This is a genomic window from Halomonas sp. 3F2F (assembly GCF_014897805.1).
In the GTDB taxonomy this organism is placed as follows: domain Bacteria; phylum Pseudomonadota; class Gammaproteobacteria; order Pseudomonadales; family Halomonadaceae; genus Vreelandella.
In genome coordinates this window covers 40651-49309 of the sequence record NZ_JABUZE010000051.1, presented here as the reverse complement: position 1 = coordinate 49309, position 8659 = coordinate 40651, and the positions used below count along the sequence as shown (strand labels likewise).

Annotated in this window: 8 protein-coding genes; all 8 read right to left on the bottom strand. The window is 56.9% G+C overall.

Annotated elements, in window-relative coordinates; all coding sequences use genetic code 11:
• The coding region (locus INT21_RS06135; protein WP_193085003.1) for an aldehyde dehydrogenase family protein at window positions 1-478 on the bottom strand (478 nt) is incomplete at its 3' end.
• A 360-nt stretch (window positions 479-838) separates the two neighbouring features.
• A complete protein-coding gene (mgtE, locus tag INT21_RS06130; RefSeq protein ID WP_193059549.1) occupies window positions 839-2194 on the bottom strand; it encodes a magnesium transporter in 1356 nt (451 codons plus the stop codon).
• A gap of 204 nt (window positions 2195-2398) precedes the next feature.
• The gene (locus tag INT21_RS06125) at window positions 2399-2773 is read right to left on the bottom strand and encodes a YbaN family protein (RefSeq protein WP_226912429.1); all 375 of its coding nucleotides are present in this window, start codon (window positions 2771-2773) and stop codon (window positions 2399-2401) included.
• A 122-nt stretch (window positions 2774-2895) separates the two neighbouring features.
• On the bottom strand, window positions 2896-3657 hold the full coding sequence (locus tag INT21_RS06120) for an ATP-binding cassette domain-containing protein (RefSeq protein ID WP_193067832.1): 762 nt from the start codon (window positions 3655-3657) through the stop codon (window positions 2896-2898).
• Window positions 3651-4691: a FecCD family ABC transporter permease gene (locus INT21_RS06115; protein WP_193059551.1), complete on the bottom strand. Its 1041-nt coding sequence runs from the start codon at window positions 4689-4691 to the stop codon at window positions 3651-3653. The genes INT21_RS06120 and INT21_RS06115 overlap by 7 nt, the downstream gene beginning before the upstream one ends.
• Window positions 4688-5557, bottom strand: a complete 870-nt coding sequence (locus INT21_RS06110) for a heme/hemin ABC transporter substrate-binding protein (RefSeq protein ID WP_193059552.1) — start codon at window positions 5555-5557, stop codon at window positions 4688-4690. Before INT21_RS06110 ends, INT21_RS06115 begins: the two co-directional genes overlap by 4 nt.
• A complete protein-coding gene (locus INT21_RS06105; protein WP_193059553.1) occupies window positions 5554-6618 on the bottom strand; it encodes a ChuX/HutX family heme-like substrate-binding protein in 1065 nt (354 codons plus the stop codon). The genes INT21_RS06110 and INT21_RS06105 overlap by 4 nt, the downstream gene beginning before the upstream one ends.
• 31 nt (window positions 6619-6649) lie before the next feature.
• Window positions 6650-8623, bottom strand: a complete 1974-nt coding sequence (locus INT21_RS06100) for a TonB-dependent receptor domain-containing protein (protein WP_193059554.1) — start codon at window positions 8621-8623, stop codon at window positions 6650-6652.
• Window positions 8624-8659 lie beyond the last annotated feature (36 nt).

The window sequence follows — 8659 nt, the reverse complement described above, 5'->3', positions numbered from 1 at the left end:
CTGAAAGCCGCATCATGGCGCGGGTTTTCATGCATTTTCCCTGCGTGGTATTGGCCGGTTTCAGGATCACGGGATTGCCCGCTGCCAGCGCCGCGATGGCCGGATCGAGCAACAGGAGGATCGGCGCATTGAATGGCCCGATCACCAGTGTCACGCCGAAGGGTTCACGTCGGATCACACCGCGCTGGCCGAGCTTTGCCAGCCCCTCAGGGATTTCGACCTCTTCCGGTGCCATCAGCCGGTCCAGATTGTCGCGATAATAGGCGATATTTCCCATCGGCACAGTGATCTCGAACTGCTGTTCGAACGGCGGCTTGCCGAAATCTTGATGAAGTGCTGCACACCAGCGTTCGCGATGTTCAAGCAGCATGCGCTCCATTCTCGCGAGCTGATCTAGCCGCCAGTCGCGTGATTTCGTGCGGTCGCTGAGAAAAGCTGTTTTCTGGCGGTGGAATAGCGTCTCATACGGATTGTTCATATGTCCGGTTCCCCATTAGCGTGCAGGTGTTAACGGTCATTCACTCGACTTCATCCTGTGCTGCGAGGGCCGGTTCAGCTGTCATACCGCTGCTGTACTGTTGTTGTCCGGTGAAGTCGGTCTATTTATTTCCTTCGTTCTTTCCCTCGGCCAGCAGCTTTCCGTTCGACAGTTGTGCCCTGAGCATTGGCATCTTGTTCAAAAGATGGCTCGCTCATCAGAATCGCCCTATTGCCTGATTCCCTGCGCTATCCGGAGCCGTGCCGCACATAGCAGAAATATATGGGCACCTTCTCCAAGTCAAGCGGTGCTTAGCGATTTCTCCTTTCAAGTGTTGCAGTGCCCGCCAGGGGCACATGGTTATAGGATGATTAAAGTAGCTAACCCCAAGAACGACATAAAGCCGACCACATCGGTAACGGTGGTTAAGATGACGGCACCTGATAATGCGGGGTCTATTTGTAACCTTTTCAACACTAAGGGAATCAGCACGCCTGATAAGTTCGCTAGGCTCATATTCACAAAGATGGCCAGCGTAATCACCAGTGTAATCAGCGGATCGCCGAACCACAGGTAGGAAATACCACCAACGACGAGTGCCCACACCAAGCCGTTACTCATCCCCACCCACAGTTCTTTGTTATAGAGCCACTGTTTGTTATTACCGGCGAGCTGGCCGAGCGCTAGGCCGCGTATCACTACCGTGAGGGTTTGGCTGCCCGCAATCCCGCCCATACTCGCGACCACCGGCATCAGGATGGCTAGCGCTACAATTTGATCCAGGACCTCTTCAAACTGCCCAATTACGAAGGCCGCTAAAAATGCAGTGAGCAGGTTAATGCCCAGCCAAATGCCGCGGCTCTTTGCACTGCGCAGTATCGGAGTGAAGACTTCTTCTTCGTCGCTGACGCCCGACATGTGCTTTAACGTCATGTCAGCATCATCTTGGGTGATTTCTAATACATCAGCGGCGTTCAACTGGCCCACTAACAGCCCGTCGCTATCGCAAACCGGAACAAAAGGCAGCTCTTTAGAGCGGAGCAGTGCGGCAGCCTCGCTTACCTTCATCTGGTCATTGAGTGTGAAGGGGGCAACCATGTACTCATCAACGACGCTCTCCTGTGGTTGTTTGACTAGATCAATGAGCGTCAGCGTGCCCAACAGGCGCTTATCCTTGTCGGTAATCATGATCTGTTGCGATTCATCATCCAACAGCTGATGAATACGGATATAGCGCTGTACGGCTTCCAGCGATACGCCCTGTTTTACATTAACCGTTTCTGGGTCCATGTAACGGCCGACCACGTCATCTTCATAAGAATGCAGGTTCTCAACTTGGGCGCGGATCTCTTGATCTAAGCTGGCATAGACGGTCGTTTTGATCTCTTCGTCGGCGACGTCGAGAACTTCAGCCACTTCCTGGGCATCTAGGCCTTTTACGATTTGCTCTACATCGCTGGCAGAAAGGTCTTCAATGTAGTCGGCACGAATATCTTCATCGACTTCGGCGAGTACTTCGCCGAGCAGTGCTTCAGGAATGTACTCCCACAATCGGTCGCGAGTTTTGGTTGGAAAAGACTCGAGCGTGCGCGCAATCGATAAAATATCGAGTTCAGTAAACAGCTCGCTTAGGGCGGCGGTATCTTCCTCATCTAACCGTTTTTGAAGATAGAGCAGTTGCTCCTCTGAATTTGTGTATTTTTCCTCATCGCGCATAGAGCCCGTCCTTATTGGAAGCTTAGTGTTAAAGAAGTGCAAACTCCTGGCGGCTCGCTTTATGAATGTTATAGACAGGTAGGGTTGAAAGCCATGGAGGTACTGTGATGCAAGCACACGGTATACCAGCCCATATCGAGCCCAAGCAGCGCTACAGCTGGAAGTGGCGATCACTTCACTAAACGATGAACTATTCAGTCACACTTAGCTATGAGACGAAGGCTCTGGCCGGGTAGCCAGCCAAAGGGCAATCAGCATTAGTAGGGCCACCACTGCCCCGCTTAACCAGCCAGGCCCGAGTGACCAGACGGTGATTACGGCACTCAACGCTATCGTGCAAACGGCAAAAATCTTAGCGCGCTTGGGTATGGCGCGCTCTTGTTCCCAGGTAACCAGCAGCGGCCCGACATAGTGGCGGGAGCGAATCCAGGCCTCAAAACGTGGAGACCCCCTTGAGGCACAGTAAATAGCGATTAGCATAAACACGGTGGTCGGCAATAGGGGCAGAAAAATGCCTAATACGCCGATGCTAAAACTCATCCCTGCCAGCATTACCCACATGAGGCTGATCAGTCTCATTCTTGCTCCCCAATTGGCACACGGTAATGCATATATTGCCCGTTACGTATGGGATAAGTATGGACTTATATGAAGGCTTTGCCACTCTGCGGGATAGAGCTCGTTGGCTGCTGAACGTTATCTTAAGGCGTTAGGGCGAGAAGAGGGGCTGCAGCGTTACTGCTATTGATAGGCTGCAGCTCTACGTCATACACCTTGGCGATGGTGGCGGGGTCAAGCACTAGGGCGGGCGAGCCGTGAGCAATACGCTGGCCCTGATGTAACAGCCATACCCGATCGGCGTAGGTGCTGGCGAGATTGAGGTCGTGGAGCACGCAGACAATCGCCATATTGTGCCGTTCTGCCCAGGTGCGTAGTTGACGCATTAAGCGCTGTTGCTGGCCGATATCGAGTGCGCTAGTGGGTTCATCCAGCAGTAAAAGCCCGCCATCTTTAGCGGTAGGAGAGCGCCGTGAGAGTAGCTGGCAGGCACCTCGTGCAATCATTACCCGTTGGCGTTCACCGCCAGAGAGTGAAAGTACGCTGCGTTTAGCTAACTGCGTCAGATCTAGGTCATGCAGCAGTTCCGCAATCAGTGCATTGCTGGGGTTGCTGCCTAAGCTCACCAGCTCAAAGGTTTGCCAATCAAAGCCGGGCAACTCTTGCTGGGCGACCAGCGCCCGGCGATTGGCAAGCTCGTTGATTGGCCACTCACTCAGGCGTTTTCCATCCAGATGTAGCTCGCCCTGTTCACAGGGACGAAATCCCGACAGCATGCTGAGTAGTGTGCTTTTGCCCGCGCCGTTGGGGCCAACAATGGCGAGTAGCTCACCAGGGCGAAGGGTGCCGTCCAGCGGCGCGATTGAGGGCGTGGTGGTAAAACCCGCCTGATGTAGAGTTAGCATGCCCGGTTCCGACGCATTAGCAGGTAAAGAAAATAGGGGCCGCCCAGTAGGCTGGTTAACAGCCCGACGGGGATTTCGGCGGGCGCGCCGAGGGTGCGCGCCAGGGTGTCGGCCACCACTAGCAGTAGTGCACCGCCTAACATAGAGGCGGGTAGCAGCAGGCGATGGCCAGGCCCGAGCCAAAGTCGCAGGCAGTGGGGGACGAGTAAACCAAGAAAGCCAATCACGCCGGTAAGCGCGACGCACAGCCCTACACCCAGCGAGGTAGCAACGACCACGCGGCGTTTTAAGCACGTTGCATCCAGGCCTGCCGCATGGGCGGTAGATTCGCCTAGCTGAAGTAGGTCAAGCTCACGAGCGCTGCGTATTAACAGCCATAGGGCAACAGCAATCAGGGCAAGGGCTACGGCGGTGGTGCGCCACAGAGCGTTGGTAAGCGTGCCCATTCCCCATAAGCTGAGCTGACGAAGTTGCTCGTCGCTGGCAATAAACGCCAGTACGCCGCCTCCAGCGCCTGCTAACGTGTTGATTGCTAAGCCTGCTAGTAGCAGTGACATGACGGCGGCACTGCCACCCCCTTGGCGCTTGGCAATGCCAAACACCACTAAGCAAACACTAAGCGCACCGAGAAAGCCCGCTGCAAACTGGCCATAGAGGCTACCGGCAGCGCTGTCCTGAAATAGCACAATCCAAAGTGCTACAAATAGCCCTGCACCACTGGCAAGGCCTAATAGCGTTGGGTCGGCCAATGGGTTTCTAAATAGCCCCTGCATGGCGGCACCACTGCCCGCCAGCATCGCCCCCACGGCAACCCCCAGGAGCAGGCGCGGTAGGCGTAGCTGCCACCACACTTGGACACTGAGCTCATCTGCGCTGCCATTAACGAGTGCCCAGGGCGACACACCTAACGCGCCTGAAGCAGCACCCCAGCCAAGGGCGATCAATAACGCCAGGGTAAGGCCACTTAACACCCGTGCTGTTCGACTAAGCGGTAACAAGGGACGATAACGATCATGGGAAGCGCTGGTGATCATCGGCTGACCTGCTCTGTGCCCAGCAGTGCTTCAATGTTCTGGCGCAAGGTAAATAGCTGCTCAGGCGTGCGAGGGCCAAAACCGAGCAGGGCCTGATCATCAATCACAATAAGCCGCTGTTCGCGTCCTGCGGGCGTTAAGCGCATACCCGGTAACTGCCATAGCGCATTTTCACCGCCCAGCGCGTCTAACCCCCGTTGGGACATAATCACCAGTGCGGGTGCTTCTTTTGCCAGCGCCTCTGCCGCAACGCTTTGATAGCCCGCCATATCGCCAAAAGCATTGTCGAGGCCAACGGCATTCAAGGCTATATGGGCGGCGGTGTCGCTGCCGGCAACCCGCGGTGTTAGGCCACTATGGTGAAGAATAAACATCGCACGCGTATCCGGCAGCGGGGGAAGAGCCGCCAAGCGCTCAAGCGTTGCGGTGAGTGAGGCTGCCAACTCGTCACCCCTTTGTTGGCGTTGCGTGTGCTGAGCCACCGTGCGGACTTTCTCGGCAATCGAGGAAAGGTCAGCAGGGGCATCAATCACATCAACCGTTACACCCACGGCCTCTAGCTGTTCCAACACTTCTTTCGGGCCGGAATGTCCCGCGGCTAACACACGGTCCGGCGCCACTGAGAGTACGCTTTCTGCCGACAGCTGGCGCAGATAGCCTACCGAGGGCAGTGCGGCCATTTCGGGCGGGTGGAGCACCGTATCATCGCGGGCAACGACCTCGATATCCGCGTCAAGCGCGGCGATGATTTCAGCGATATCGCCGCCCAGAATGACCCAGCGTTCGTTGGCTAGCGCCCCGCCAGTGGTTAGCCAGCCAATCAGTAGCGCGGCAAGCGAGTGGCGTGCGAAGCGTGTGACATTCATGCCACGGCCTCTTGGTTGCCGAGTTCATTCAGCAACTGCCGCCACTCGGGCCGCTCCACGCGACCTTCCTGGCGCTCAGCGTAAATTTGCAGCACCAAAGAACCCTCTGCATCAAAGGCTTCTACACTGGTGACGCCACCGTCGCGGTTAGGCTTGCTGACCTGCCACACTTGCTCAATGGCAGTGTCATTAAGGTGCAGCGTGAACTGCTCGCCAAACAGGTTCAGCCAGCCGCGGGCGCGCTGAGGTTCAGGTAGCGTGCCCGTGCGAATTTGCACACAGCCAGGACTGGCTACGAACAGCATCAGTGGCAGTGTGCGCTGACTGGCTTTGGTTAACAGATTTTCCAGGGCATCGACGGGCAGCGCGCGAGTATAACGGCCTTCCATTAGCTGGTTGGCTTCAATGCGCTCTAGATGGTGGCGCTGGAGCAGGGCGAAAAATTGGTGCACATCGCGCATCGCCGCCCATTCGCTGGCGAGTGTCGGCGCTTCAGGAAGAGCACGCTTTAAGCGGGGCACACTTTGGGTAAACGCGGGGGTATCTAGGGTGCCTAGAGCAGCTAATGCGCCCCATGGGCGGGGCAGCGGATTTTCCAGCGCAAAGCTTTTGTGAATGGCGCAGCCATGCTGATTGAAAATTTGCAGGCTCCAGCGCCACTGGCCTTGTTCACTCTCCGTTGGCAGGGGGGCATGAATAGGGTCGCGGATTAGGCAAGCCCAGTGCCAATGGGAATACAGCAACCGTAAATCTAGGCCACCTGGGTCAAGCAGCAAGCCGGTTTGCGGCCCACCGTCTAGGTCAGGGTAATCACCGGTTTGCTCAAGCACGGCTAAACGGGAGCGGGTGAGCGCTTTGACTCGGCCTAACAGGGGGAGGCGCGCCGCAAGGTCTTTCGGCGCGAGGGGCAGCGTCCATACGTCACGGCCTAAGCGCGCGGCCTGAAGTTCGCCTTCACTGATTGATAAGCGCTCGGCAATATCAATCGCTGGCAGGCGAGGCTGTGCTGCTCGTGCTGCGTCAAAGGCTTCAAGAATTGCGATCTGCTGGGACTCAATCATACGTCACCTCTAGGCTTAACATTGCAAGGAGTTACCACTGCCAGTTGAGGGTGGCGAACAGGCTACGTCCGTCGCCCAGACTGCCATCGGGCCGATACCATACTTTGTCGCCGAGGTTGGCGAGGCGCAGCGCGGTATCAATAGCGGGGGTGATTTGCCAAGCAAGGTGGATATCGTGCAGCCCATAGCCTGGCAGGCGTTCATCGTCGCCCTGTTTGTCGAACGCCTGAGCAAAGCGACTTTGCCAGCCGACCCGTACAGTGCCGTTATAAAGCGCAACGTCACTGCCCAGCGTCATTTCCAGAGGTGTTTGGCTACCCAGGGCCTCACCGCTGTCGCGATCTTTGCCGGATACCTCTGAAAGACCTACAAAGCTGGTCAGCAGCGGGAATGCGCTAGGTTGCCAAGTAAGTCGGGCGTCATAGCCCCATAGCTGAGCACGCTGCACGTTTACGGCCTGAGTCGTGCCCGCCATGATATCGACCTGAGTGTCAATGAAGTCGTCTGCACGAGTGTCGAAGTAGCTGGCGCGCGCCTGCCAGTCGCCTTGGTGCCATACCACACCGCTTTCCCAGGTGCGGCTGGTTTCAGGCGACAGGTTAGGGTTGGGAATCCAGTAGTTATCCGGCGTGCAGAAGGTGGGCCCGGCGCAGAAACCGGCAAAGTGGCGCTCATTAGCGTAAAGCTCGGAAAGACTGGGTGCGCGGAAGGCTTCGGCGTAGCCGGAGAACAGCATCAAGGTGTCGTCGGGTCGCCAGGCAAGGCGGAAGCGCGGCGACACTTGGTCGTGCACGCTGTCGGCATCGTTTTGACCGCTGGCGTCATAGCGGTCATAGCGCGCGCCAATGCCGACGTCAAACTGCCCCGCGCCGCCCTCTGCTAAATAGCGGCCCGCAGTAAGCGTGGTATCAAGATAGGCTGACTGGGTATCGATATCAGCGTGAGGGAAACCATTCGCTTCACCGTCAGGCCGTTGGCGAGCCTGTTCCAGCTCTGCGCCAAACACCAGCGTTTGTGAAAGCCAGCCATGGTCGATGCTGTGATAGCCATCGCTCTGCAGGCCGATCCGCTCAAGGGTACGGTTAGCCTGTGGTTCGTCGATATCCTGTTGGCTAAAGGTAAGCTGAGAGGTGATTTCAGTGGCCCCACTCGGTTGCCAGCGGTGGCCAAGTTGTACGTTATTACTCTCAACATCACGGTCGCGTAATGGGTTGCTAGCGTTGGTTGATAGCTGTTGCGGATTAGCGGGTTGGGTGGCGCGCTCATCATAGTGCTGCCAGCTAATAAACACCCGTTGGTCGTCGCTTGGTTCCCAGCCGCCTTTTAAAAGCAGGCTATTGAGGCTGGCATCTTCTACTGCATCATCACCGCCCGCGCGACGAATATCGCCGGACTCGCTACGGCCCACAGAAAATAGCCCATCCACTTGCCCGTTAGCCGTGGCGCGGCGACCAAACGCCGTCAGGCTGCCGCGTAGCTCGTCGTTCGCTGTTGCCCCGCCTAGAGAAAGACGTGCACCGCTATCTTCACCTGGGGCTAATAGGTCGCTGGCCTCGACACTGGTAAAGCTAACAACGCCGCCCATGGCATTGCTACCGTACAGACTGGAAAGCGAGCCACGGGCAATCTGCACTTCTTGGATCAGCGCTGGGTCGAGGAAGAAGTTGCCCACATGGCCAGTGGAAATATCCTGGCGAACACCGTCCAGGCGCACCAGTACACCATTTCTGCCGAAGCCACGCATACTCAGCGTTTGGCCGTTACGGCGTCCTTGGCCAGCCACATGCAGGCCAGGCTGGCGGCTCAGCACGTCTTCAACGCGGCTCGCGGTGGCAAGCGTTGCGTCTTGGCGGTCGATGATGTCGATAATCAGCGGTGCGCGGGACAGATCCGTCGGTGCTCGGGTACCTGTGACTGTGAGGGGGTCTAAGCCCGAGTCATTGGCGTTGGCAGGCAGAAGAGGGAGTAAGGTAAGGCAAAAGCCTAACGTGTGAGTTGGTTTCATGGGCCAGACAGTTCCAGCAGAAAGTGATGGATAATG